Below are 25,624 nucleotides of genomic sequence, written 5' to 3' on the forward strand. Positions count from 1 at the left end.
CCATCCCCCTCCCGCCAAAACCCAGGAATGGTTGAGGTGGTGGAAGATGGTGAGATTTGAGACGTGAGATTTTTAGAAGACGTGAGATTTAAGATAGAGACATAAGACGTAAGATATAAGACGTAAGACTCGCGAAACGTTCGACTCTTCATCGTCGCCAAAACCAAAAATTCGGAGCGATACTAACCTCAAATCAATAAGCAAATATATCGCCGAAGGCATATATTACAAAGTGTATATCGCGAAGCTTATATCCCTTTAAAATATCGCAAATCATATTTCATTTAATCACATTAAACAATGGTGGTTCACGCAAATACCACATCAAAAAGAAATTGAGCAAGGAAAATCCAAAAACGGCCACATCTAGCGAAACACTTCGCACCGCACAATATACCGTAATTGGACTATGCCCCTCCCCGTAATCAAATTGTAGTAACCTTATGGATTGCCGTACCCAGAGAGTAATGAAAAATACCGTAAAGATGTAATAGAAACCAATTTCCAACCCATTTCGAAAAAAATAGTACAGACTTATCGCAACCAAGGGAACGAGCGGCCAACTATCCCATTTGGCTATATGCCTAATCCCAAAATAAAAATACGGAACGTGAAACAGCAAAATGGCCAACATCACGGAAGGGAAGAAACCATACCAATCCCCCGCATTGATCGTATCGAAAGGAAGGATCAAAAACACGATCGCTATAACCAATGCAACGCCCCGATAGAGAAAATCGCCTTTAAGTATCATAACTATCAAATTGATTAACTAACCTACTTATTCAAAAAAAGAGGAGGAAGCCATTACTAGAATGGATTCCCCCATTCCTCATTTAACAATTAATCCGATGATACGTGTCTAGGCCAAATCCCATTGCACCAATCATCGCACCTTGAGAACCAACAGCGAGGGAAATAATTCCTACAGGCGTAAACAATGCAGCTATGCCAACAGCCAAACCTATACCACCTAGGATATAAGCAGTTTTAGAAACTTCCGCGCATCCCCCGCCTTTGAAAGTTTCCATTTCGTCGATTGATAATTCTCTCATAGATTTAACGATTAAATTAAACAATTGATCTTTAACGAGCTAAAAATAAGCACAACTGACTGAAAAAAAATTTCAGTAGTGTAAAAATAGTTTCAAAAAAAACAAAAAAATAACTTCTACAGAACACCTTCTATTCGGAATTCCCATAGCCCCAAAGACGCAAAATACAATAACCGAGGGCTCAGTCGGGCAACAGGCGAACCCCTTCAACTCTACGTTTTAGCTGCGAAAACATCCATTTTACCTACCGCAGAAACCCAATTATGGAGAAAAAAGACGTTAGACATAAGATATGAGATTCGCAAAAATTACGAACCCACATCCATTCCAAAACCACGAATCCGGAGCGAGCCTAACCTTACAAATGTAACCCAATATATCGCCGAAGGCTTATATCCCTTTATATCGCGCAGCATATATCATTTCTATATCTCGCCGCAGGCGTATATCAACGAATATCGCGAAGCTTATATCACTTTGTATAAATCCCGGTTATAGGATAATCTATTTTTTAAACCGAGAATTCTGGCCATTCCAATAAAGTAACCATACCGCTAGTGCCGTAAACATCACCAACGATATACGGGTTAGCGCGGATGCATCGGTACCCGGGGCCAAGAATGCGTACATACTGGCTGCAAGACAAAGAAAGAAATATGCAAATAACAAAGCTCGAAACATATCTGAGTGTTAACGTGAACTCTCTGCAATGTAAAAAACAGCATCTGCACCCCTGAAACAGGCTTCACGTGTACAAATGCTGCTTTAAAATGAGTCAGAAAAGGCTTAAAAAAGGGCAAATCAATATGCCGAAATTTAAGGTCTTCCCTTTCCAATTTCAGCAAGCTTGAAGATACCAAAAAGAAACACTGGCAGCATAAACAACTGCCATACCGAAAGGCCATCTGAATAAATTGCACCCCCAACTCCAATAATAAGAAGCATAAGGGATAGTATATGCAACACCTTTTCCATCTAGTAATACATACAATCGCCTATTGCTGCTATCGTTGCCAGCGTAATTCCAGCACCCTGGGTTGCCGCTAAAAGAGTGGCCCCACCCGTTAGCGGAACAGACAGTGACCACGCAAAAAGACTTACTGCCCCACCTACGGCGGCGACACAACTCCATTTAACCCCTCCATGCAAGTTCTCCACTTCTTAAGGTCTCATATTAAATCGGTTATAGGTTGAAATTAAGTTATCGAACTAAAATAATGCCTCTTCACTGAAATTTCATTTCAGTAAAAGAAAAAAATACCAACACGGGAGATTCTAGGCGTTAAATTTAGGTAAAGAAGACTTAAAAAGTCCTGAATGCGGTCGAAAGCAAACCATCAAATCGACTCCCTAAATTTAGAAGCGGGCGTTCAAAAAATCCGACCGAGTCACTGCTTGCAGCCTATCAACAACTATCGGCCGTCCCCTACGGAACTTTCACCATTGTCGTACCATCGATATCCGTAGGTTGAAACCTACGGTTAATAGATTGATCGTGCATACGGCACTGGCTTGCAAAAAAATCCGATGAACGATGGCAGCTGACTGCATCCACCCCCATAAAAAGCCAATTATGGAGACGTTAGATTCGCAAAATTAGCGACCCTACATCGTTACCAAAACCAAAAAATCGAACAGATACTAATCTCATTACCACAACCCAAATATATCGCCGAAGGCATATCTAGGAGATGTGAGACGTTAGACATGAGATATGAGATTCGCGAAAATTACGATCCTAAATCCTTTCCAAAACCACGAATCCGGAGCACACTCCCAACCTCACAAACGTAACCCAATATATCGCCGAATGCATATATCACGAAGTGTATATCGCGAAGCTTATATCCCTAAAAATATCGCGAAGCATATATCTTTTTAATATCGCGCAGCATATATCATCTAATCACATTAAACAATGGTGGTTCACGCAAATACCACATCAAAAAGAAATTGACCACGAAAAACCCAAAAATGACCACATCTAACGAAGTACAACGGACCGCACTATATACCGTAAATGGACTTTGCCCCTCCCCGTAATCTAACTGTAGTGACCTTATTGGTTGTCGTACCCAGAGAGTAATGAAAGATACCGTAAAGATATAATAGAAACCTATTTCCAACCCATTTAGAAAAAAATAGTACAGACTTATCGCAACCAATGGAACGAGCGGCCAACTACCCACCCTGCCTACCTGCCTAATCCCAAAATAAACGTACGGAACATGAAACAGCAAAATGGCCAACATCACGGAAGGGAAGAAACCATACCAATCTCCAGTATGTATAACATCAAACGGCAAGATCAAAAACACGATCGCTAAAACCAGTGCAATTGCTCGATAGAAAACATCCCCCCGCAATATCATAGCTATAAAATGAACTAGATAGACTTTTTAGTCTAAAAAAGGGCGTAAACCATTGCTAGGATGGCTATAGCCATTTCTCCCTTTGACAATTGATCTTTAATCCCCTAAAAATAAGTACGCCTGACTGAAAAAATATTTCAGTGGGTTAAGATTTTTTCGAAAAAAACTTAAAAAATCCGAATGTTGCCCAGAGTAGACCATGGCTAGATAATTTGAACTTAACCTCCACGATCCGCGCCAATTGAATAATCCAACTTCCCTTTCTAAAACCGATCCAACTACACGCCCTGTCAGGCCATTGCAAATGGTCAGTTAGCAGATTCAAATTCAAATAATAGCTGAACCTACTTGGGTGTAGTCAACACTATACCAGGTGAACACCGCTTCTCCACCCTGAAAGGGTGGCATGCCTATAGGATAAACGATATTGAAATCACCCCCCGTTTTGGCCGCCAAATTTGCCCATGTTGCCCTCAACTTCCCCGCCAAAACCCGGAGATGTTTAGCGCTGCGCGATTAACCGAATTGCCTGAATATCGAACAGGTTTTATTTCGAAGGTACCCTCATTTTTACTATTGCGCCTGTAGGGATGCCCCCTTTACCGTTGAGGGGTTTTGACGGTAATTGGTATGCCCTATTGGCTGCACCTTTGGCCAAAACAGAGAGGGGGGTGGATTCCTATGCCCCGGGTTTGCACCCGGGGCTATAAATATGCGACCGCCTTCGGGGTCGTTTTCTAGGAGATGGTGGACGTTACACAATGAGAAGGGAGACAAAAGACCTTAGATATGAGACGTTAGATTCGCAAAATTTGCGACCCTACATCCTTACCAAAACCACGAATCCGAAGCAATCCTAATCATACAAACGTAACCTAATATATCGCCGAAGGTATATCAAGGAGATGTGAGACGTTAGACATAAGATATGAGATTCGCTAAAATTACGATCCTACATCCTTTCCTAAACCAAAAACCCGAAGCGACCTTACTTTCCGGACCGTAACCCAATATATCGCCGAAGGCATATTTCGGAGATGTTAGACGTTAGACATAAGATTTAAGACTCGCAAAAATCACGATTCCACATCCATTCCAAAACCACGAATCCAGAGCGAGCCTAACCTTACAAGTGTAACCCAATATATCGCCGAAGGCTTATATCCACTTATATCGCGCAGCATATATCATTTTAGTATCGCCGAAGGCATGTTTCGGAGACGTTAGACCTAAGACGTAAGATTCATCAGACAGTAAACACCTCGGTTCAACGATTCGACGGTCGAACGATTCAACAAAAAGACGAGATTGCTTCATCGCATATTCCTACCGACGAAGACAGTGTACCTAACCAATCAAATCCAAGCTACCGTTCGTCACTTCTTATCGTACCAAGGGCAGGTTTCACTACCCACATTAGCATCCTTCAAACGATGGGTAAAAATTTTAGATAGCCTAAATTGCATTTCAAGGACTCCTTTTTGTTTTTTATTTTGAATAATATATTTTAGTAAAATTTTATTCCCTAAACACTTTACTTTTAATCAATATACCCTTAACTTGCATACATAAAAAATAGATAGCAGCTATGAAAAAAGAATGGACAAATCCTGAAATTACTAAATTGGAAGTTGAAAACGAAACCGGATTTTTTTTTGATGGAAGCTCTTTTGAAACACATGGAGGTTCCCCTCTTTAGTTATCCCACACTTCATCAAATCAATTGGGTATCTGTATTGCTTTACCCAATTGATTTTTTAGACTCCTTGTCTACAAACCTCAGAGGCCTGAATTCAGAATACCCCAATACTCTTTAATTCCCTAGAGTTCTGTGTCTTTCTTCCAATAATCTTTGCGCTCTATTGGATCATCCCAAAGGAGAAAACTAAACTTAGAAACGGCTTAACCCTCCTAAGCAGCTACTTTTTCTACGGCTGGTGGGATCCGCGCTTTCTGCTCCTGATCTTTCTAAGTTCATTGGTCGATTACTGGGTGGGGATGGCCCTTGAGCGGGCAACCAGCCCCTCCCACCGAAAGATGCTGCTATATGCCAGCTTGGCTACCAATCTCGGCATCCTATTTCTCTTCAAGTATTTCAACTTCTTTGTCGAAAACTTCACGACAGCCTTTACCTACCTGGGCACTCCCATTCAGCATACATGGTCCCTTAACCTGGTGCTGCCGGTAGGCATTAGCTTCTACACCTTTCAGACCCTCAGCTATACCATCGATGTGTACAAGCGGAAGGTGGGCGCCTGCCACGATCCCCTGACCTTTTTCGCCTTTGTCAGCTTTTTCCCACAACTGGTTGCCGGACCCATCGAACGGGCAGGGTCTCTATTGCAGCAGTTTGGGACCCAAAAAACCTTTGACGCTGCCCTTGGCAGTCACGGCCTCAGGTTGATACTCTGGGGACTCTTCAAAAAGGTGGTGATCGCTGATGGCTGTGCCCTATACGTTACCCAAATCTTTGCCTCTTACGAGCTGTACCAGCCCCACACGCTGTTTCTCGGATCAGTACTCTTTGTATTTCAGCTGTATGGTGATTTTTCCGGCTATTCCGACATTGCAGTAGGCACAGCAGCCCTGTTTGGATTTCGCTTGATTCGCAACTTCCAGTTTCCGTTCTTTTCCCGCGATATCCCGGAGTTCTGGTCCCGCTGGCATATCTCCCTCACCCGCTGGTTTCGGGATTACGTCTTTATCCCCTTGAGTTTGCGGAGAAAGGGTACCACCGCCCTTTTTGCCAATACGCTGATCGTCTTTGGACTAACCGGATTTTGGCATGGCCCCAGTTGGAACTTCATCCTTTTTGGGCTTCTGCACGGCCTGATGTTTTTTCCAATACTGGCCAAGTTGCAAAGCAGAAGCACCGGTACCATCGGCGAAAAAACCACTCTTCCCTCCATCGTTGAGCTTTCTAAGCTGGTCTTTACCTTTGGCTTCCTTTGTTTTACGGGCGTGTTCTTCCGCTCTGCATCCCTTTCGGATGCGCTAGGCTACCTAGAGGGCATGCTTTCTTGGAAAATTCTGGCTATCCCCACCGCATCCCAGGCCAAATTGCTGACCCTAATAGCCCTAATGATGGGCGTGGAATGGGTGCAGCGGTTTAAGCACCACGGTTTGGACCTGTCGGACAGGCGCCTCTCCAAGCCATTGCGCTGGGCTGTCTATGCATCTGTGCTATTGCTGCTGATTTTCTTTGGCAAAGAGCCGCAGGACTTTATCTATTTTCAGTTTTGATCCAGCCTACCATGAAATCTTTTCTGAAAAACCTCCTTCTCTTTGCCAGTCTGTCGGTACTGTTCGCTACCCTCCTACAGTACCCCATCGACCAAGGCCTTCGGAAAACCGACTTTCACCTATTCCACGACTGGAATCGTATCTATCGTGGCCCTTTAGATGCTGAGATCCTCATTATCGGTTCCTCCCGGGCCAAGCACAACTATTCTGTACCGGTACTGGAGGGAACCCTTTCCATTTCCGCCTATAACCTCGGCGAGGCAGCGCAGAAATCCTATATTCAGATGGCAAAACTGCGCCACTACCTACATCATCAAGCTCCTCCCAAGTTGGTCGTTTTCAACATAGACACAGACTCCTTCGAAGACCTCTCCACCCGTTCAAAAACCTATATGCCCTACCTCTCCGATTCGATAATTGGCAGGGAGCTGGCCCGCACCGGAGAGGTAACTGCTTTTATGCGTTATTTCCCCTTGGTCAAGTACTTTGGACAATTTGAAGCTGCAAAGGTTGGTTTGCAGGAGTATTTTTCCTGGCATCAGTACGAAAACCCCAAAACAAAGGGTTATCAAGCGCTACCCGGCACCTATAACAAACGGCATGTGGAAGAGGTTATACGCCTGTACCCCAAGGGCATTCCTACCCGGATAGATACCAAGGCCTTGGCCGAATGGGACCGGCTATTGGGCGAGCTAAAAGCGGCGGGAGTAGATATCCTCTTGGTGTATGCGCCGGAATACCAGACCATACAGGCGCATTACGAAGACAAAGGAGCCGTGTTGCATACGGCTCGGCAGCTAGCACTGCGTCACGGGTCAGCACTGTGGGACTACAGTGACCACCCCATCAGCCACGACACCCGTTACTTCCACGGCGATACCCACCTGAACGATGTGGGCGCGGAGGAATTTACCCGTGTGTTGGCAGTAAGATTGCAGGAGGAACTGGGAGAAACCTTGGGTTTTAAATAAACTGACTGAAAAAAAATCTGCGGAACACTGCTTTGATAAAAAGAATAATCGGTAACTTAGTCATTGAATGTTGACGCTGTTAAACCTGTAACTAAACCATTGGGTTTATAGGCTAACAAAAGTTTATCTGCTAAATAATCAGTCAAACACAAAAACAGCTTTACGTATGAAAAAAGAATGGGTAAATCCGGAAATGCTTGAATTAGAAATCGCTTTTGGCATTCAATCAGGCAGCGATGTCAACTATGCAGATTTTGGAACAGGCAGTGTTCCCTAGACGAGTCGTAAAACTAGCTAGTTAGATTTAATAACCTAGTATCTGCCTATAATTTGGATCCGTAAAGGTAGGATTTGTTTGGAAGTATGATTGGTAATCATATGCTCGACCGTATTTTATATCGGCAAAAAATTTACTTCAATACTAACCTGATAAACGCCAAACAAATCCGCCATCTCCTGCCTACTGATGCCGCCTCCAATCCGGCGGGCATAGCTGATACTTTTGGAACTTTAGCGAAGGTCCATTCAACGACAACACGCAGTACGTCAACGAACCCACCTGAATCAGAAGGGGGCAGAGGCTTTTTCACGGATGCTCGCAGCGAAAATCAGGGGGTAACTTGGGGAAATCTGGTAATTTCCACCAAAAAATACCTCAAAAAACGCACATATATTAACTGTAAATCGGTATATTTGAAGGAAACAGTGTATTCAATTATGAAAAAAGAATGGACAAATCCGGAAATGCTTGAATTAGAAATCGCTTTTGGTGATCAATCAGGCAACGATGTCGCCTACTCAGATTTTGGAACAGGCAGTGTTCCCTAGACGAGTCGTAAAACTAGCTAGTTAGATTTAATAACCTAGTATCTGCCTTTAATTTAGATCGGTGAAGGTAGGTTTTGTTTGGAAGTATGATTGATAATCATATGGTCAACGGCATTTTACAGGGGTAAAAAATTTATTTCAATACTGCCCTGATGAAATCGAGCATGACGCAAGCGATACACACTGGGATGACTATAAGCCATGCGAGATTCCATGTGATCATTGAAAAATCAATTATAGACACATGAAATCGAGCATGACGTAACCGTCACACACTGGAATGACTATCAAACATGCGAGATTCCATCTGACCATTAAAAATCAATTATAGACAGATGAAATCGAGCACGACGCAAGCGACACACGGAGGAACGATTGTAATACGTGCGAGATTCCATCTGACCGTTAAAGAACAAATTATAAACAGATGAAATACTGAAAAAATAACCACCTATTCCAACTATGAAAAAGAAGTGGCTCCCCCTAAATTCCAGGAAATGTCCATCCAAAACAACCCCGGAACGGCATTGAAGGGATTTGCTTCGGGAGGCTCTTCCTAATTAGTAAAGATTAGTGTGATAAACGCCAGCGAATCACCCATCTTCTGCCTGCTTATGCCGCCTCCAATCCTGCAGGCCTAGCTGATACTTTTGGAACTTTAGCGAAGGTCCATTCAACGATAATACGCAGTACTCCACGAAAACCTATCTGAATCAGACGGGGGCAGAGGCTTTTTCACGGATGCTCGCAGCGAAAATCAGGGGGTAACTCGGGGAAATCTGGTAATTTCCACCAAAAAATACCTCAAAAAACGCACATATATTAACTGTAAATCGGTACATTTGGAGGAAACAGTGTATTCAATTATGAAAAAAGAATGGACAAATCCGGAAATTACTGAATTGGAGGTTAAGTTTGGTGATCAATATGGCTTTGATGGAAATCTTTCGGAAAATGATACAGGAGGCCCCTCTTAATTTCACTAGACTTAATCACTAGCTTGGGCAGCTACCTAAACTGTCGGGGCTTTTTTTGATTTACATTGCTCTACTTTAAGGTTCCCAAATCAACCACCCTTAATAAACGCAAGTAAATCCGCCATCTCCTGCTTACTGATGCCGGCTTCCAAGCCTGCCGGCATGGCGGATACGCCCAACGTTTGAATCTGCCGGATTTCCTCCCGCGCCAGAGTCCGTTCCACTCCGCCCGCCTGCCGAATAGACAAGGCGGTGGGTGTCTCGGAAGCTATAAGGCCCTGTACCACCTCCCCATCCCGCATTTCTATAGACCACAGGTCGTACCCATCTGCAATCGAGAGGTTGGGATCCAAGATATCACTCAGGATATTTTCCAAGCGGCGATTACGCAGCGAGGCCAGATCAGGTCCAAATACCTGCCCCCTATCCTTACCCATCTGATGGCATACGGCGCAGTTTGCCTCGTACACTTTTGTCCCTGCCAATGCGGAACCCTCCAACGTAAGCGCCTCTGCATATTGTGCCAACACCTCTTCCCGCTCCTTTTCGTGACGGGTCAGAATCTCCCTGGCACGGGCCTTTAATGCCAAATCCTTCTGATTCATCAACTGAACCGTACGGGGCCAGCCCAGGTGTGAGGGGTGCACCACGCCCTGATCCAATGCCTCCAACAGCCCGGCGATGTATTCTCTGCTCCCCATCAGAATCGAAAGGGATGCCTCCCGCAGCTCGGGCGAAAGGGTGGCCCATCGTGTAAACAGCTGATCCTGAAACACCCCTGCCTGGGAATGGGCCAGTTGGCGCAGGGCTGCCACCTGAACCGGCAATGGTTCCACACCACCGATCCACGTCCACTGCATCTCGTCAAATCCCGGGTCAGGACGTAGCCCCATCAATCGCACATAAACCGCCCGCTCTTCTCCACTGCGAGTCCGGTCTGTAGCCAGCACCTTGGCCCGTGCCTGTTCCTCCGCATCGAGACCAATCCGGCTGCTGCCCAGCGCCTCCACCAACTGCACCAAGGCGGTCTTTACGGTTACATCGGGATGTACAAAAAGAGCCTCCTTCAGGGCAACGAGCTGTCTGTCAGAAAACGAAATGCTTGCCAAACGCCCCCGCAATCCCTCATTCAGGCCTGCCAACAGAGGTCCCTGCCAAGGCTTCGCGGGCTGGGCGATTGCTTGGTCTACCAAATCCGCCACCTTCTCTCCCTCCATTCCCGCGATGCGGCCCAGCTTCCGCACCAAGGAGGCCCTTTCGAGAGTCCCTGCTCCAAATGCCCCCAATATGCTTGGAAGCATCGTGCGTACCTGATCAGGTGCAGCGGACAAAGCGGCCACCTGCACCCACTCATCCGAAAGGTCTTTGTTGAGCAACTGCTGCCTTGTCTCAGCCACAGCCTGACCTTCAACCATACCCAGGGTATTTAAGAGCTGAAAGCGTACTTTGGGATCGGCGTCTGCGGACAGAGTCAGCAGTCTTTCGGTCAGCTCGGCGGACTGCGGCAGATAGGTCTCTGCCAGTCGAACCGCATTGACTCGCAGACCGGCGTGGGCCGAGGCAAGGGCAGATTGGATCAAATCCTCGGTTAGGGCACCCATACCCTCCAGGGTCCACAAGGCATGCAACCTGCCCAGCTTCCGACTGTCGTCCCGGGCCAAGCCCTGCAATTTCGGTAGCGATTCTCTATCCGAGCGGTCAATGAGGAGACGCTGTGCATGCTTTCTCCACCAAACATTGGAGTGATCCAAATACGACACAAGCTCTTGGGTCGAGGCATCCCCCAAAGCAATGCGCCCGCTCCAATCCATTTTACCGGTACCCGTTGGCGTGATCCGGTAGATCCTGCCCTGATCGGTACCGTTATACAGGGCGCCGGAATTTACCACTTCATCGGCCATCCACTCCGGATGCTCGATGATCTGCCGGTAATAATCCACCACATACAAAGCTCCATCGGGTCCCACGTACAGATTGACGGGGCGAAACCAAGCATCCCGAGAGGCCAAAAACTCCTCCTTCTCGAGCAGGCGACTGGCAGCGAAAGTAGCCCCCTTTGCTGCTAGTCGATCCGCATGAATCAGGTTACTTACGGGTTCGTTTACAAAAAACATCCCTTCAAACTCATCCGGAAAAGCACCACCCAAGTACACCATGGGGCCACAGGCAGAGGTGAACACACCCACGTCGGTAAGCAGTTGGTGCTCGGGATCATCCGTGATGGCATACACCTCGGCCGCGTGTCCATGATCCGACACCGAATGCGTGGTATTGGCTACAGGAAAATAAGGGTTCCGGCCCAGGTACTCCGCCCGCATTACCTCGTGGATGACGTGGTTGTTGTTATTGACCAAAAACCGGTTGCCATAGGCATCCCAAGTATGGCCAAACTGTGTGCGACTAGACAATAATTCCAATCCATACGCATCCGGTTTAAAACGGACGCCTCTACCGCCGGCATTTACGGGTAAACGAATTCCTTCTGCATCTGCGGGAAAGTGCACCTCACTGCCCCCATCTCCAAACAACTCCTCGAAAAGGTTGGTGGTGACCGCGGGCTCGTGACCCAGGTAAATCCAATTGTCCATGGCCAACCGGGGACTATTTACGTTATGCTGCGGATTGGAACGGGCAAATCCTGTTAACAAAACCTCCTTTCGATCGGCACGGCCATCGCCGTCGGTGTCTTCTAAATACCAAACGTGCGGCGGATCTGTCACCAAGACTCCCTGTTTCCAGCGCATAATCCCCGTTGGAAGAATCAGGCTATCGGCAAACACGGTGCTTTTATCCATGATACCATCGCCGTTGGTATCTTCCAGCAACTTCACCTTGCCGGTTCCCGTCACGTCCAAGGGGTACCCGTGCATCTCCACCACGTACATCCTGCCATATTCGTCAATTTCCATATCCACGGGATCCGCTACCAACGGCTCCGAGGCGATCAACTCGATCTGAAAACCTTCCATCAGTTCAAAAGATCGGATTGATTGGGAAGGCAGCGGATCTGCCCGGTCGGCACCCTTGCAGGAGATTGCCAGCACCCATACAACGAGACTGAAGGATCTCCAAGTACAAACACCCATCCAGGCAGTACAACGGATTTGTAGGGAAAAAAGCGAAAAGCGCTGGGATAGTGGACGAAACGCAGGAAGTGTCATGGATGTATCAATTAGTGGTCTGACAATGGCTTAAAGGTGGTGCAAGGAATTAATCTGCCGAAGGCGGTGTTTGTTTTCGGTTCCTCAATTCCCCGTGCAGGTAACCAAGCACCGCCTGTATCAGGTCCTGACCTGCGCGGGGGGTGAAGGCAGAAACCACATCGGTTTCGTAGCCTCCTTCGGCATAAGCGGCCGCCGTGGGCAGGTAGCCGAGCCAACCATTGGCATAGCCATAATAGTAGGTATAATCGAAGGGAGACTGATCCCTAATTTCATTGGAAATTTCACAAAACAACTCCAGCGGTGCACTCCAAATGGCCAACTGCCCGCCTACACGTAAAAAACGAATGGGCAACCGTATCATTGGGGTACCATCTGTCGCTTTCGAACTGTATGCAGCCAAATCTTCCGGCCACCCCAGACTCTCCTTGCGCGGTGTCAGCACGGTAACGGATCCTGATGTGAGTGAAACCTCCGAAGAAGTACCCACAATCTGCTGGTTGGCATCTAAAATCTTATCCCCAAGTAGTACCTGAAACTGAGAAAGGTGGCCTGCACGGGGGTTCGCGTACGTACTATAGATAGGCGCAATATTACCGGCCGCACCGTTGATAAAGAGCATGGGTGCACCGATCTTTTCCTCCACATAGGCCGCTACGATGCCAGGAGCATCTCCGCTGATTTCGGTATGGGGCTGTCCGAGCACCGTTCCGTGAATCGCGTAATTGGCCACCAATGCCAAGGGGAAATCGGTATCCCGATGATCTACCCGGATCAGTCCGATGCGCCGATCCACAGGCCCATCCGGATTAAGTCCCAAGGAGGCCTTACCGTCCGGACCAATAGCCCGTCGGTTGATGTTTGCGTTGGAATGGCCCCATCCTATGCCCAGCTTAGCTGGAACCAGAGAAGCCAAGGCCTCCTTGACCGCAGATACCAGCTTGTCCTCCACCAGCGCGGTATAATCGTGGTCCCATTCGTGCTCGTAGCGTTCACTCATAAACACCTCCGGCAAGCCAGGCGGACCTACCTCAGGTGCCGAATGGGTATGGGTTACCGTCCACCAAAGGTTCTGTGGCTCAATTCCCAGCTCCTGTTGGACACGTGCCGCCACGCGGTCGTATTCCGCAGGTGACACCAAACAGATATCAGAGGAAATCAGACAAAAGGTAGTGCTTCCATCATCCAATACCAACACCCGGTGATAGATGCGGTCGTGGATGCCGGTGGACTTGCGCGGCCCATAACCTACCAGCCATTGGGAATTCTCGGGGGTGATGTCGGTCTTGATTACAGCGGCACGAAGTCCTTGTGCCGAAGTATGGACGTAAGGAAGCAAGTAGCAAAAAAGGAAAGTGGCCAGTGGAAGAACGGAAAGGCGGAGGAAAGAAAGGGACATACGTCTACATAAGAATAACCGTCAAAAAGATAGCGGTTTCTGACCTTATATCCAACCTTAAAAAACACCAGTGGTTCAGCCCATTGTTAGGGCTACTTTTCCCGTAACTCAAAAATGTAATAACACTGATAATCTTTTTCGTAATCGTGCAAGACCGCTTGATCCGTTGCATACTGTAGGTAGCGGTTTTCACCCACTCCAAGTACCAGATCTCCCGGATTATTCCAGAGAACGGGATCGCCCTCCACCCGTCCATCCCGTATGGGTATGTAAAAAACTTTTCGGGTTTCCTGAAACTTTTGCCTGGACTCGTTGTCCATTTCTTCAGACAAAAGCTTGCCATCACCACCGGTCCTGTACGCCAACAGAAACGCATTTCCCTTTCCCATCATATTGAAAAAAGTGCCACTAAGCAGGGATTTAAGCCTGCCTGCTCGTACATTTTCCATTGTTGCATCCTCCATGGGAATGCCATGCCACACATCCGGTGGGATTCGGGGTACAGAAATACGGTTTACCGTTGCAAACCCTTTACGGGGATCGATCTGATACAGCACCGAGTCTCCAAATAGAATGACGCTGATCAGGTCGGATTCCCGATCGGAAAAGTACACGGGCTTGTCATTCCAGGGACTCAGCTGCCCCTGCATAAAGGCACTTTGTGCATCCAGTTTTCCGCCCTCGCGGACCTCTCCGGTTTGCACATCCATCAGGTGCACCAAGTTCAAGGTGTCAAAATAATCCACCGGATAGCGGGGAAGGATCTGCTCGCTGATATTGACCAAGGGCCACTCTTTACCGTCCAGCAAAAAAGTCGACAAGTAATCGCGAACTGCATGTGCCAGCCGAAAACGAACCTCTTGCTCAAACGGGTAATCGCGCTGTCGCACCAATTGAAGATCGTATACAAACACCCGATTGGTGCCTACCAACACAACCTCGTCACCCACAAAGCCCGCCCGATGAAGCACCATGCCAAACCCGTTGGGGCCGTCAGCCAGCGAATTTTCAGCCACCACTTCCCCGGCGTCGTTGACCAAGTAGTAGGTTCCCTCTAACAGCTTCGCAGAAAACAGATACAAACCCTTGTCCTTATGGTAATCCAGCAGGTTGTAGGGACCCAGATGATCAAATACCAAGGAGTCCACCAGGACAAACTCCATGGATTTGAGGACTGAATGCCCCTCCCCTGACTGCTTACAGGACAGGTTGGACAGCAATAGGGTCAGCAGGGCGGCAAAAAGAGCGATAGGCTTCATCGGCAGGCGAGTTTAATGAAGTCATAATTTACTTAATTAATTCGTTAAAACTAATTATTTAAATATTATTTTTTGCGTATGGCTTTGAACTCCGAACCTTCCTTCCATGCCGGCCAATGATCAGAAAAAGCCAATCTTCGACCCACACGGTAATAAATACCCACATCTTCCACGGCACCTTCGAGGTTCCAGCGGTCTGGATCGTATTCGTCGGAGGGCTTGTGGTAGTACTGGGCCACATAGTTATCCGCCAGTTCCTTGCCATATTCCTTCCCCTTTTCCACATGATCGATACCAGTACCCATATAAAGAGCGGGTACCCCTACTTTCGCAAAATTGAAATGATCGGAACGGAAATAGAAGCCCGCACCCGGATTGGACTCCTGCGCCACGTAGCGACCCTCCTTTTCCAATTCTTCAGCTGCTAAGTCTTCCAATTCAGACTGCCCCATACCTACCAGTTCCATATCGCGCATCCTTCCATACGGATTGATTCCGTCCATGTTGATGTTGGCCACAGTCTTATCCAGCGGAAATACCGGGTTTTGGGCATAGTGGGCAGATCCCAGCAACCCCTGCTCTTCGGCTGTTACAGCTAAAAACACCACCGTTCGGTCGGGCTTCTCCGGTGACTCGGCAAACAATCGGGCAATTTCCAGTAGGGCCGCTGTACCACTTGCATTATCCAGGGCGCCGTTGTAAATCGAATCTCCTCTTTCGTCCGGCTTGCCTATGCCCAGGTGATCCCAATGAGCGGTATAGACAATGTATTCCTCGGGCCGCGTGGCGCCCGGAATCGTTGCGACAAAGTTTTTGGAGGTATTGTAGGCAACGGCTACTTCCATATCGGTACTCGCAAGCAGCCCCAGGGGAATGGGAGTAAATTCGCTACTCCTTGCCTTTGCCAGCAGCTCCCGGTCATTGTACCCAGCCATTTCGAATAATTTGGTAGCCATGGGATAAGAGACCCATCCCTCCACACTCAAATTTGGCTCCGAGCCATCCTTGGCATCCAGGTAGAGCTTCGTGGTGTTCCAACTGTTTTGGACCACATTAAACCCGTACCCTGCAGGAATGGTATTATGGATAACAAGACAACCCAAGGCACCCTGCCGGGCAGCCTCTTCGTATTTGTACGTCCAACGTCCATAGTAGGTCATGGTATTGCCTTTGAAAAATGCCGGATCGTCCGATCCAAAACCGGGGTCGTTCACGAGTACCAGCACGATCTTTCCTTCCACATCCAGGTTTTGGTAGTCATTCCAGCCGTACTCGGGTGCCACGATACCGAAACCGGCGAAAACCAGTTCGGCCTCCTCCACTTGAAGAGAAGCCTCTGTACGCTGCGTCCAGAGCACGTAATCTTTCAGCCCCTCAAAAACATGGGATACCTGGCCGGCCCGAACGTCCATCTCAGGATTTGCCTGCGTGGTGACCGATTTGAGCGGCACGGCCTGTTCGAAGCTGCCGCCGTTGCCAGGTGTCAGCCCCATGGCGGTAAACTGTTCGGTCAGGTAGGCCACCGTTTTGGTTTCTCCATCGGTAAAGGGCATGCGGCCCATAAAATCGTCGGAGGAGAGGACCTGAATGTGTTTTTCTAAGTTATCTAATTGGACCGTCGACCCTTGGTCCGTGTTAACGGATTGGCAGGACACAAACCAAGTGATCAATAGGATAGCAAGTGGGGCATTGCGAAGCAGTCGCTGGAGATTGTTCATATTTTGTCTTTATGCAACTTGAATTTTGAACAAATTAATTTTGAATGTCTTTATCAAAAATAGCATGTTCTTTTGGAAAAGCATGGAAAAGGCCTCCATTTCATGAACGAATAGCAGCAAGTAGACATTGCCCCAAAAAGATGTTCGTTCGGATACGTCGCTACACCCAATAATGCTAGCACCGTGAGGCCAAAGTCTGTGTCAATCACGCCCCAATCCAAAAAAAAATATTCGCCGGGGCAACCTTCCAAAAACAAGCTCCGTACTAATTCCTGAATACCTCACAGCTTATTTAGATCCGTTTAGTTTCAAAATCAACCGTTTATCCTCTATGTAGCATTTTATACTGATCTTAAATCGTTCGATTCGTAAGTATACCTTACAAAAAGTAGGTATTAGTAATCTGAAAAGAACAAATTGATTAAGCCAACTATAAAATGTACAAACTATGAAAAAGAGGATGCTATTGGCAACCGCCGCTGCCATGATGTTGCTGGCTTCCTGCGCACCGGGAGTGGTGAGGCAGGGCGAAGTAGGTGTAAAACAAACGTTCGGACGCCTGTCCGAATCCACGTATGGACCAGGGATGTACTGGTATAATCCGGTTGTAGCTAAGTTCATCAAAGCACCTATCCGGACAAATAACCTAGAGGTATTTTTAAACTTACCTAGCCGGGAGGGTTTGACCATTCAATCCGAAATATCCATCCTCTATCGCATCCGTGAATCCGACTTTCCGAAAATCATTACTGAGGTGGGCGTAACTTACGAAGAAGACATGATTCTACCCGTCTTTCGTTCAGCTGCTGCAGACATTGCTGCACGCTTCATCGCACAGGATATGCATACCGCACAGAGAGCGACCATAGAACGCGCCATACAGGAACGCATGGTGGAAGTACTGGAACATAGGGGATTCCTAATCGAATCGGTTCTCATGAAGAGTATCCGCATGCCGGCCGGATTAAGTCGGGCTATTGAGGATAAGCTTACCGCGGACCAAGATGCGCAGCGAATGGAATTCGTGCTCCAACGAGAAGAGATGGAAGCCAAGCGAAGACGCATCGAAGCAGAAGGAAAGCGTGACGCACAGATGATCATTGCCGAGGGCTTGACCAAGGAAATTATCGAACTACGCAGTTTGGAAACACTGTCAGATCTGGCAACATCTCCCGCCACTAAGATCATTATTAGCGACGGCAAAACACCGTATTTCATCAACACCGCTCCCGACGGACGTTAATAATCGTCCCCTTGCAGGGTTTCCTCCATCCGAGAGGAAACCCTGAACTAATTGCTTATCATTCATAGGCCCTTTGCGCTTCCCTACTTCAGTTACTTGCGAACAGTCGTTGTGAACCACCCCATCAAACGGGGCATCGTTGGCGTCCTACCTAACTGCACGTAGGCGGGCCTGATTTCAACTCTATTTCTGGATAAAAATTTATTGTCAATGATGACCTGGGAAATTTATGTCTACATAAAATCGGCCATTTGTGCTTTTGCAAAGAAGGGAATCACTTGCCTCTTACTAATTAGCTTACTTGGAGTGGATGCCTATGCACAGTATTTTGGAAGAAACAAGCCCCGGTTCAAACGAAATGAGGCCAAGCTATTACAAACTCAAAACTTTGACTTATACCACTACCTAGAAAATGACTCTACGGCAAGAAGACTTGGCAAGTGGCACGAGTGGTGGTACCGAAAGCACCTGGAGGTACTGAAAGACTCCTTTGCCGTCAGAAACCCCATCATCTTTTATAACCACCACGCGGATTTCCAGCAGACCAACACGACCAGCGGTCAAATTTCCGTAGGAACAGGAGGGTTTGCAGAAAGCATGAAAAACAGGGTGGTCATGCCCTTTAACCATACTTCTGCCCAAAACAGCCATATCGTAGGGCACGAAATGGTACACGCACTCCAATTCCGGATGTTGGGTTCCAACGATACCTTGGGTGTTGCCGCTATGCGCAATATCCCCCTTTGGATGATAGAAGGCATGGCGGAATACATGTCCCTGGGAAGGGAACATCCCCACACAGCGATGTGGATGCGTGATGCCATTGCCCAGAACCGCTTCCCCACCCTCCGGCAAATGACCAATAGCTTTGAGTTCTTCCCATACCGTTTTGGACATGCCTTTTGGGCCTATGTCACGGGCATTTGGGGAGAGGAAATTATCCGCGACCTGTTTCTACACAGTGCTGCTTTGGGATATGAACGAGCGCTGGAGCGGGTCTTAGGCCTGACCGAGGAGCAGTTTTCCGTCCAATGGGCAAACCACCTACGGTCCTACTACGAACCTTTTGCGCAGGACACCACCGAAGTGGTGGGTTTAGCATGGTTTCACCCCGAAAACACCGGCAATATTAACCTTTCCCCGGTATACAGCCCGGATGCAAAGTACATGGCCTTTATTTCCGAAAAAGCGCTGTTTGCCATACACATCTTTTTAGTGGAGGTAAAGTCCGGTCGGATCGTACGAAAGCTCACCTCTCATTTGGAGTCTATGCACGTAGATGACTTCAATTTCATTGAGTCAGTAGGCACTTTCTCTCCGGACAGCAAACGTTTTGCCTATACCGTATATAGCAAAGGCAGAAATCAGCTCGTGATCGTGGATGTGGCCTCCGGCAACACCCTGCGAGAAATTCCGATGCCGGGTTTGGAAGCATTCAATTACATTTCCTGGTCCCCAAATGGCCGCTACATGGTCATGACCGGACTAAAAGACGGGCAGTCTGATCTATATGTATACGATTTTGACAGGAGGGAACTCCGGCAATTGACAGATGACCACCACTCGGATATTCAGCCCACTTGGTCACCCGACGGAAACTGGATCGCCTTCGTATCGGATCGTTATACTCCGTCGGATTCCTTTGGGTTTAATAACCGGGGATTTAACCTCTGTCTGTTGGATTTCAATTCCAATGAAGTGAGTGTACTGGACATCTTCCCGGGTGCCGATAATATGAACCCCCAATTCAGTACGGATGGAAATGTGCTGTATTTCCTATCCAATGCGGACGGATTCCGGGACCTCTATGAATACAGCATCGTCCGCGACGAGATGTTCCGGCTTACCAGCTACTTCACGGGCATATCCGGAATTACCAACTGGTCCCCCGCCCTCTCGGTAGCACGGGACAATGGACTGATGGCCTATTCGCTGTACCGAAATGGAAAATACCATATTTATAGAGCGGATCCAGCAGATTTCTATGTCTCCTACAAAGAATCGGACGGTAAGCGAGTAGACAAAAGAGCAGGCACACTGCCTCCTGTACATAGTCTGCCTATCGTGGAGAAAGCCGATAGACTGGATAACTTTGACAGCACCTTCTCGGTAGACCAAGAAGAATTTATGGATATGCCCTTCCGCCCAAAATTCAAGTTAGACTATATCGGAAATACAGGGGAGATAAACATGGTTGGAGGGTCATTTGCCACAGGATTAGCCGGTGGGGTAAATGCGCTGTTTAGTGATATCCTAGGCAACCATCAAGTATTCACCGCGGTTTCGCTCAACGGGGAAATCTTTGACATTGGCCTACAAGGTGCTTATGTCAACCGAAAAAACCCCATCTATTGGGGAGGACTCTTTTCGCATGTCCCCTATCAATCCGCTACGAGTAGCGTATTCTTGGATACCCTCACGCGGGAAGGCATGCAACTACCGGTTGTCAACCGGGCTTTGGATTTGATAAGGACGTACGAAACCCGTGTTGGTGGATTCGGTATTTACCCGCTTTCACGTGCCCTAAGGTTCGAAGGAGGGCTTTCCCTCACCCACTATCATTTCCGGGTGGACAGGGTAAATAATTATTACCATCGGGGCATGTTGGTCGGCGAACGCCGTACACGGGAACCTTCTCCCCCGGGGTTTAACGTAGGGCAGGTGAACCTTGCCTATGTGGGTGATAACACCAGCTTCGGTACCGTTGGCCCCTTGAAGGGTACCCGATTCCGATTCGATGTGGAAAGGTACTTTGGTGCCACCAACTTCTATACCGCGCTGGCCGACTATCGCAGGTATATCCGAATAGCACCTGTCACCTTAGCCACCCGGGTGTACCACTATGGGCGATACGGGCAAGATGCGAGAAGAAATATGCTGCCTCCACTGTATATCGGTCAGCCTACCCTAGTGCGGGGCTTCACGGGCAACTCCTTTGTACAAAACAACATCAATCAGGTGGGTAGCTTCACCTTGAACCAACTGACCGGAAACAAAATGGCTGTGGCCAACTTTGAAATGCGGTATCCCATTTCCGGACCCGAAAGGCTATCCATGCTTAGATCTCAACTACTACCCACGGAACTGGCCCTCTTTGTAGACAGCGGGATGGCATGGGATGGGCGTGGACTAGTAAATCCTCCTATAGGTCTTCCGGGAGAGGTGGAGTTGGTTCGGAGACCCGTAGCAAGCACTGGTGCCTCGATAAGAGCCAATCTCCTTGGTTATCTGATCGTAGAGGCCTTCTATGCTGTGCCTTGGCAAAGACAATGGTCCGGGGGAGTGTTTGGGTTGAATTTTACACCGGCGTGGTAATTGGCTTGCTGTGAAAAGAACCGCATGAGCTAGGTGGAGAATCTGGATGTGGGCTGCTTCGTGTAAGCGGCCCATTTCTGGTTTTAGTAATGGATCAATGCGTGGTTTTTCCAGAAACCCTGATGCTTATAATTGAAGAATATCATGGTCGGAACCAACAAAAACGACTAAGCGCAGTGTTGAAGGGTGTGATTATGCAGGGGAGATGGATGGACAAACTGCATCATCCTACAACAATCACCCGATCTTCACCGATGTCATGGTCAGCGAACCTGCCACGGCTTGGTCATTAAAAAGGCATAATTCCTCTCCTTTCTTCTGCAAGCCTAAGGTGTAAAGCAAAGGCAGATAATGTTCCGGCGTGGGAATGGCTAAATCAAAAGCTTTGCCCTGCGAACGGAAATTGATAAGAGAACGGTGGTCTCCATTCTGAATAAAGTTTTTCATTGCTTCATTGGCTTCCAAAGCCCAATCAAAACCATAATTTTCATTCATTTTGCCCCAGGCCAACATCCTAAGGTTGTGCACCATATTTCCACTCCCAATGATCAGTACACCTTTTTCCCGAAGGTACTTCAACTCAGCAGCAAGCTCATAATGGTATTGCGGAGTCTGGTAATAGTCCAAGCTCATCTGAACCACAGGGATATCTGCATTTGGATACAAATGCTTGATCACAGACCAGGCACCGTGGTCAAGTCCCCACTTGTCATCCAGTTCAACTTTGGTTTTTGTAATCAATCCCTGCGTTTCACTTGCAAGCTCAGGGCTGCCAGGCGCTGGATATTGCACATCAAAAAGTGCTTGGGGAAAACCTCCAAAATCATGGATGGTGGGCGGATGTTGCATGGCTGTAACCAAGGTACCCCGTGTTTCCCAGTGGGCCGAGACACACAAGATGGCATTTGGCTTTGGGATTTCTTTGGCAATATTCCTGAATCCTGCCACAAATTCATTTTCCTCAATGGCATTCATGGGGCTGCCGTGCCCAAGAAATAACACCGGCATTTTTTGGGTGTGGCCCAACGGGGCAGTCATCTTGTTGAGTTCTTTCAGTTTCATGGCTGATATGGCTAAAGTTCTTCAGAAATCTTTTCCGGTTCATTAAATCTATTCTACCTCTCTCTTTCCGCCGTCTTTCTTCTCCAAAGAGATCCGTTTTTGGTAGTTTGCTTTACCAACTTTCCTTGGGTAGTCAAAACACCCAAAACTTCCTCGGCTTCCGCTCTGCCATTTCCAGACAGTTCCGCAAATTCTTTTACAGTTAGCGTTGGATATTTCGCAAATAATGCCTCCCAGTTTCTTTTATACGCTGATTTCTTTGCTTCCGGAGCCAATTTGAGCACAGCGATTTCATAGAAGGCATAAGCTTTGGTGCCATACACGAATTCAGTATTTCCCTGACCATCCAAGAAAAAAAGCGAAGGGAAACCTCTTACGCCCAACTGCCTACCAAGCACCAAATCCTCTTCAAACAAAGCTTTCGCTTTGCCTTCAAAATCAATCTTGAATTTTCTTAGATCCAATCCAACCTTTTCAGCAGCAGCTTCTAGATTTTCCCACTTTCCAATATTCTTTTTCTGGAGAAAAACCATTTCCCTAATTTCCCTAAGAAAGGAAATTGCCAGTTGCTCATCCTGCATCTGGGCTGCTTTGAAGGCAATGGATGGTGGGTAGGATGAATCCAAAGGGTCTTCCAACCATACATCTCCATCAATAGGCATGTCATAATGCAAACTTACCTCGTCCCAATGATGGGCCACATCAGAAGCTTTGCTGATACCTCCACTGTTATAACTCCAGTCTGCTAGCAAGCCCCCCATTCTGTATTCGATATCTATATAGCTACCGTATTCCAGTTTCAGTTTCCTGAGCTGAGGCTCAATCCCCCAGCAGGAAGAGCAAATTGGGTCTGTATAGTAGAGTACTTTAATAGGCTTTTCAAGTGAATTCACCTCCTCATTCGCTACTACTTTTTCTGAGGCATCAGGAATTTCACATAAACCTGTCTCCAGGTCGCATAATAAAGGATTGTTTTGTTCTATCATCTTGATTATTGCTTTTGAGTAATTGCAAAACTACAGCTACAAAATTACCCCATGCCAAAGCCCCATCCATTGATCTAAATCAAGAAAAGCCATTGACCATAGTCAAGAAAAAAATATGGAAGTTATTTACCCTTGGCCAACCTCTTCCTCACCCGACTGAGAGTTTCGGGTGTAAGGCCCAAGTAGGAAGCAATCATGTGTTGGGGTACCCTTTTAACAATTTCCGGATATTTTTCTACAAAGTCCGTGTACCGCTGCTCAACAGGCAGACTTAAGGTAAAAGAATGGCGTCGCTGAAGAGCGATGTAGGCTCCAGTGATTAGGAGGCGAAAATAGGTCTCATATTTAGGCTGAATGCTGAGCAACTCGTCATGGGCTGACTTACTCATAAGGATCAATTCACTATCTTCAAGCGTGTCAATATGGTAAGTGGCAGGTTCCTCGCTAAGGAAACTCAGCAAATCTCCAACAGTCCATCCTTCAATGGCAAACTGTATAATGTGCTCGTTCCCGGTTTCAATGGAATACTTCCTGAGAGAACCCTTCTCTACAAACGCATAACTTTTGCAAACCTCCCCTTCTTGAAGAAAGTATTGTTTTTTACTGATTTTCTTGAGGGTAAGATAGGATTGAATCTGCTCTTGTTCCTCAATAGTGAGTGGGACCTTTTCCTTGAATTGTTGAAAATAAAGCCGGTATAAATCCATTGAACTCAAAGACTGTCTTAGATTTAAGAATTGCAAATCCTTATGAGCTTGGTTAGGGATAACAAATCCCTAACAGCTGGCTTTAGGTATATCGTACAGACAGACCCTAGACCTAGTAGGTTTTTGAAACCTACCAGGTCTCTACAAAGCCTAGTTTCAGGTTAATCCATAAAATCCATCGGAACTTCATCAGGATATAGCCTACCGCTTTCCGCTCGGGATTTGGTAGACGGACACCCCTTGCTCGGCTTATCCCGCTCTCGAATAGCCTGCTCGGTGGCGGCCTTGGCGATGCGCGTGGCCTTGATTCCGTCATCAGGCGTCGGAAGATCTCCGGGTACCCCGCTTTGAAGTGCCTTTTCCAATTCCATGTACATACCAGTAAAACTCTTTTCGGGGTGCCATGGTAGGTGTTGGGTACCGTGGGAGTTCCTGACTTCAAAAGAATGCTCTTCCCGATTATACCGAATCACACCGTCTGTCCCAATAATTTCGTATTGAAAATGCGTTCGGGGTTCTTTGGAGGTGGTATTGTAAGAGAAACTCATCTCCACCATGGTATGGGCACCACATTCGTGGGCCATGTGCAGGTAGACGTGGTCCGGCGCCTCGTAGTTGTCTAACCATACGCCGATGCCGTGTTGCCAGGCAACCTCTGACCCTAACCACCAACGGGAGAGATCTATCTGATGAACGCCACAATCGACCATAGGCCCACCCTCCTCCATGCGGCCGATTCGCAAAGCACTATCCACCCGCTCTCCGTTTTCGTTCCAATGCCACTTCCCATGAAGGTGCCAGTTATACACCAATCGCAACAGCCTAACCTCCCCAATAGCCTTTTCACGAATAAGCCTGTGAATATCTTTGGCACTTTGGCTAAAACGGTAGTTAAAACCCGTGAACAGCATGCATCCAGCCTCTTCCATCACCCGCTTCATTTCCAACATCTCTTCTTCATTCATGCCGAGGGGCTTTTCACAAAGTACCGGCTTGCTATGCCTTGCCGCATCTACCACGTTTCGGTAATGAACCGGTGCCGGGGTACAGATCACCACGGCATCTATTCCCGAAGAAAAAAACTCCTCTTCCGTAGGATACGCATGGGGAATATGGAATTTATGCTGCAATTCAACTGCCCGGGAAAAACTATGGTCATAAAGGGCATACACCTGCAATCCCGGAATCTGCTGAATGGCCGGTATATGGCCATACTCCGCAATCATTCCACAACCGATAATTCCGATTTTTTTCATATTTAGCTTGGGTTGGAAAAAGCACCATTGTTACTCTTGTGGTTACGGATTATCCAATAAAATGTTAGGATT

The 25,624-nt window shown here is 47.4% G+C and carries 15 protein-coding genes; 5 read left to right on the forward strand and 10 right to left on the reverse strand.

Going from position 1 to position 25,624, the window contains the following annotated elements; genetic code table 11:
- Positions 1 to 280: 280 nt before the first annotated feature.
- Positions 281 to 754 (reverse strand): hypothetical protein, encoded by a 474-nt coding sequence (locus JJU34_RS16735; RefSeq protein ID WP_228693554.1) that lies wholly within the window; start codon positions 752 to 754, stop codon positions 281 to 283.
- A gap of 82 nt (positions 755 to 836) precedes the next feature.
- Positions 837 to 1,055 carry a hypothetical protein gene (locus tag JJU34_RS16740; protein WP_228693555.1) on the reverse strand — a complete coding sequence of 73 codons (219 nt, stop codon included), beginning with the start codon at positions 1,053 to 1,055 and terminating at the stop codon, positions 837 to 839.
- 4,370 nt (positions 1,056 to 5,425) lie between these two features.
- On the opposite strand from JJU34_RS16740, the gene JJU34_RS16745 reads away from it, so the two are divergent.
- The 3 genes from JJU34_RS16745 to JJU34_RS16755 all read left to right on the forward strand — a co-directional run bounded on the left by JJU34_RS16745 (position 5,426) and on the right by JJU34_RS16755 (position 8,469).
- The gene (locus JJU34_RS16745; RefSeq protein ID WP_366512723.1) at positions 5,426 to 6,670 is read left to right on the forward strand and encodes an MBOAT family O-acyltransferase; all 1,245 of its coding nucleotides are present in this window, start codon (positions 5,426 to 5,428) and stop codon (positions 6,668 to 6,670) included.
- A gap of 11 nt (positions 6,671 to 6,681) precedes the next feature.
- A complete protein-coding gene (locus tag JJU34_RS16750) occupies positions 6,682 to 7,641 on the forward strand; it encodes a hypothetical protein (RefSeq protein WP_228693556.1) in 960 nt (319 codons plus the stop codon).
- A 378-nt stretch (positions 7,642 to 8,019) separates the two neighbouring features.
- Positions 8,020 to 8,469: a hypothetical protein gene (locus JJU34_RS16755; RefSeq protein ID WP_228693557.1), complete on the forward strand. Its 450-nt coding sequence runs from the start codon at positions 8,020 to 8,022 to the stop codon at positions 8,467 to 8,469.
- 1,066 nt (positions 8,470 to 9,535) lie between these two features.
- Here JJU34_RS16755 and JJU34_RS16760 read toward each other — a convergent pair.
- The 4 genes from JJU34_RS16760 to JJU34_RS16775 all read right to left on the reverse strand — a co-directional run bounded on the left by JJU34_RS16760 (position 9,536) and on the right by JJU34_RS16775 (position 16,983).
- The gene (locus JJU34_RS16760; protein ID WP_228693558.1) at positions 9,536 to 12,607 is read right to left on the reverse strand and encodes a PVC-type heme-binding CxxCH protein; all 3,072 of its coding nucleotides are present in this window, start codon (positions 12,605 to 12,607) and stop codon (positions 9,536 to 9,538) included.
- A 49-nt stretch (positions 12,608 to 12,656) separates the two neighbouring features.
- The gene (locus JJU34_RS16765) at positions 12,657 to 14,006 is read right to left on the reverse strand and encodes a neutral/alkaline non-lysosomal ceramidase N-terminal domain-containing protein (RefSeq protein ID WP_228693559.1); all 1,350 of its coding nucleotides are present in this window, start codon (positions 14,004 to 14,006) and stop codon (positions 12,657 to 12,659) included.
- A gap of 92 nt (positions 14,007 to 14,098) precedes the next feature.
- Positions 14,099 to 15,265 (reverse strand): hypothetical protein, encoded by a 1,167-nt coding sequence (locus JJU34_RS16770; protein WP_228693560.1) that lies wholly within the window; start codon positions 15,263 to 15,265, stop codon positions 14,099 to 14,101.
- Between the two features lie 65 nt (positions 15,266 to 15,330).
- The gene (locus JJU34_RS16775) at positions 15,331 to 16,983 is read right to left on the reverse strand and encodes a M28 family metallopeptidase (protein ID WP_228693561.1); all 1,653 of its coding nucleotides are present in this window, start codon (positions 16,981 to 16,983) and stop codon (positions 15,331 to 15,333) included.
- 448 nt (positions 16,984 to 17,431) lie between these two features.
- Here JJU34_RS16775 and JJU34_RS16780 point away from each other — a divergent pair, with 448 nt between their 5' ends.
- Together JJU34_RS16780 and JJU34_RS16785 are read left to right on the forward strand one after the other, a co-directional pair.
- Positions 17,432 to 18,226, forward strand: coding sequence for a prohibitin family protein (locus JJU34_RS16780; protein ID WP_228693562.1), 795 nt, complete (start codon positions 17,432 to 17,434; stop codon positions 18,224 to 18,226).
- Positions 18,227 to 18,436: 210 nt separating this feature from the next.
- Entirely contained in the window at positions 18,437 to 21,541 is a 3,105-nt protein-coding gene (locus tag JJU34_RS16785) for a tolB protein precursor (protein WP_228693563.1), read from the forward strand.
- Between the two features lie 237 nt (positions 21,542 to 21,778).
- Here JJU34_RS16785 and ygiD read toward each other — a convergent pair whose 3' ends face one another.
- The 4 genes from ygiD to JJU34_RS16805 all read right to left on the reverse strand — a co-directional run bounded on the left by ygiD (position 21,779) and on the right by JJU34_RS16805 (position 25,552).
- Positions 21,779 to 22,603 (reverse strand): 4,5-DOPA dioxygenase extradiol, encoded by an 825-nt coding sequence (ygiD, locus tag JJU34_RS16790; protein WP_228693564.1) that lies wholly within the window; start codon positions 22,601 to 22,603, stop codon positions 21,779 to 21,781.
- A 53-nt stretch (positions 22,604 to 22,656) separates the two neighbouring features.
- On the reverse strand, positions 22,657 to 23,589 hold the full coding sequence (locus JJU34_RS16795; RefSeq protein ID WP_228693565.1) for a DsbA family protein: 933 nt from the start codon (positions 23,587 to 23,589) through the stop codon (positions 22,657 to 22,659).
- Between the two features lie 122 nt (positions 23,590 to 23,711).
- Positions 23,712 to 24,296, reverse strand: a complete 585-nt coding sequence (locus tag JJU34_RS16800) for a Crp/Fnr family transcriptional regulator (RefSeq protein ID WP_228693566.1) — start codon at positions 24,294 to 24,296, stop codon at positions 23,712 to 23,714.
- A 161-nt stretch (positions 24,297 to 24,457) separates the two neighbouring features.
- Entirely contained in the window at positions 24,458 to 25,552 is a 1,095-nt protein-coding gene (locus JJU34_RS16805) for a Gfo/Idh/MocA family oxidoreductase (RefSeq protein ID WP_228693567.1), read from the reverse strand.
- Positions 25,553 to 25,624: the final 72 nt, after the last annotated feature.

It is taken from the genome of Lunatimonas sp., assembly GCF_020832325.1.
GTDB lineage: Bacteria > Bacteroidota > Bacteroidia > Cytophagales > Cyclobacteriaceae > Lunatimonas.

Bases quoted from the DNA above. Each gene is read 5' to 3' on its own strand.
- JJU34_RS16735 (WP_228693554.1), bottom strand. From the start codon at position 754: ATGATACTTAAAGGCGATTTTCTCTATCGGGGCGTTGCATTGGTTATA.
- JJU34_RS16740 (WP_228693555.1), bottom strand. From the start codon at position 1,055: ATGAGAGAATTATCAATCGACGAAATGGAAACTTTCAAAGGCGGGGGA.
- JJU34_RS16745 (WP_366512723.1), top strand. From the start codon at position 5,426: ATGGCCCTTGAGCGGGCAACCAGCCCCTCCCACCGAAAGATGCTGCTA.
- JJU34_RS16750 (WP_228693556.1), top strand. From the start codon at position 6,682: ATGAAATCTTTTCTGAAAAACCTCCTTCTCTTTGCCAGTCTGTCGGTA.
- JJU34_RS16755 (WP_228693557.1), top strand. From the start codon at position 8,020: ATGCTCGACCGTATTTTATATCGGCAAAAAATTTACTTCAATACTAAC.
- JJU34_RS16760 (WP_228693558.1), bottom strand. From the start codon at position 12,607: ATGACACTTCCTGCGTTTCGTCCACTATCCCAGCGCTTTTCGCTTTTT.
- JJU34_RS16765 (WP_228693559.1), bottom strand. From the start codon at position 14,006: ATGTCCCTTTCTTTCCTCCGCCTTTCCGTTCTTCCACTGGCCACTTTC.
- JJU34_RS16770 (WP_228693560.1), bottom strand. From the start codon at position 15,265: ATGAAGCCTATCGCTCTTTTTGCCGCCCTGCTGACCCTATTGCTGTCC.
- JJU34_RS16775 (WP_228693561.1), bottom strand. From the start codon at position 16,983: ATGAACAATCTCCAGCGACTGCTTCGCAATGCCCCACTTGCTATCCTA.
- JJU34_RS16780 (WP_228693562.1), top strand. From the start codon at position 17,432: ATGAAAAAGAGGATGCTATTGGCAACCGCCGCTGCCATGATGTTGCTG.
- JJU34_RS16785 (WP_228693563.1), top strand. From the start codon at position 18,437: ATGATGACCTGGGAAATTTATGTCTACATAAAATCGGCCATTTGTGCT.
- ygiD (WP_228693564.1), bottom strand. From the start codon at position 22,603: ATGAAACTGAAAGAACTCAACAAGATGACTGCCCCGTTGGGCCACACC.
- JJU34_RS16795 (WP_228693565.1), bottom strand. From the start codon at position 23,589: ATGATAGAACAAAACAATCCTTTATTATGCGACCTGGAGACAGGTTTA.
- JJU34_RS16800 (WP_228693566.1), bottom strand. From the start codon at position 24,296: ATGGATTTATACCGGCTTTATTTTCAACAATTCAAGGAAAAGGTCCCA.
- JJU34_RS16805 (WP_228693567.1), bottom strand. From the start codon at position 25,552: ATGAAAAAAATCGGAATTATCGGTTGTGGAATGATTGCGGAGTATGGC.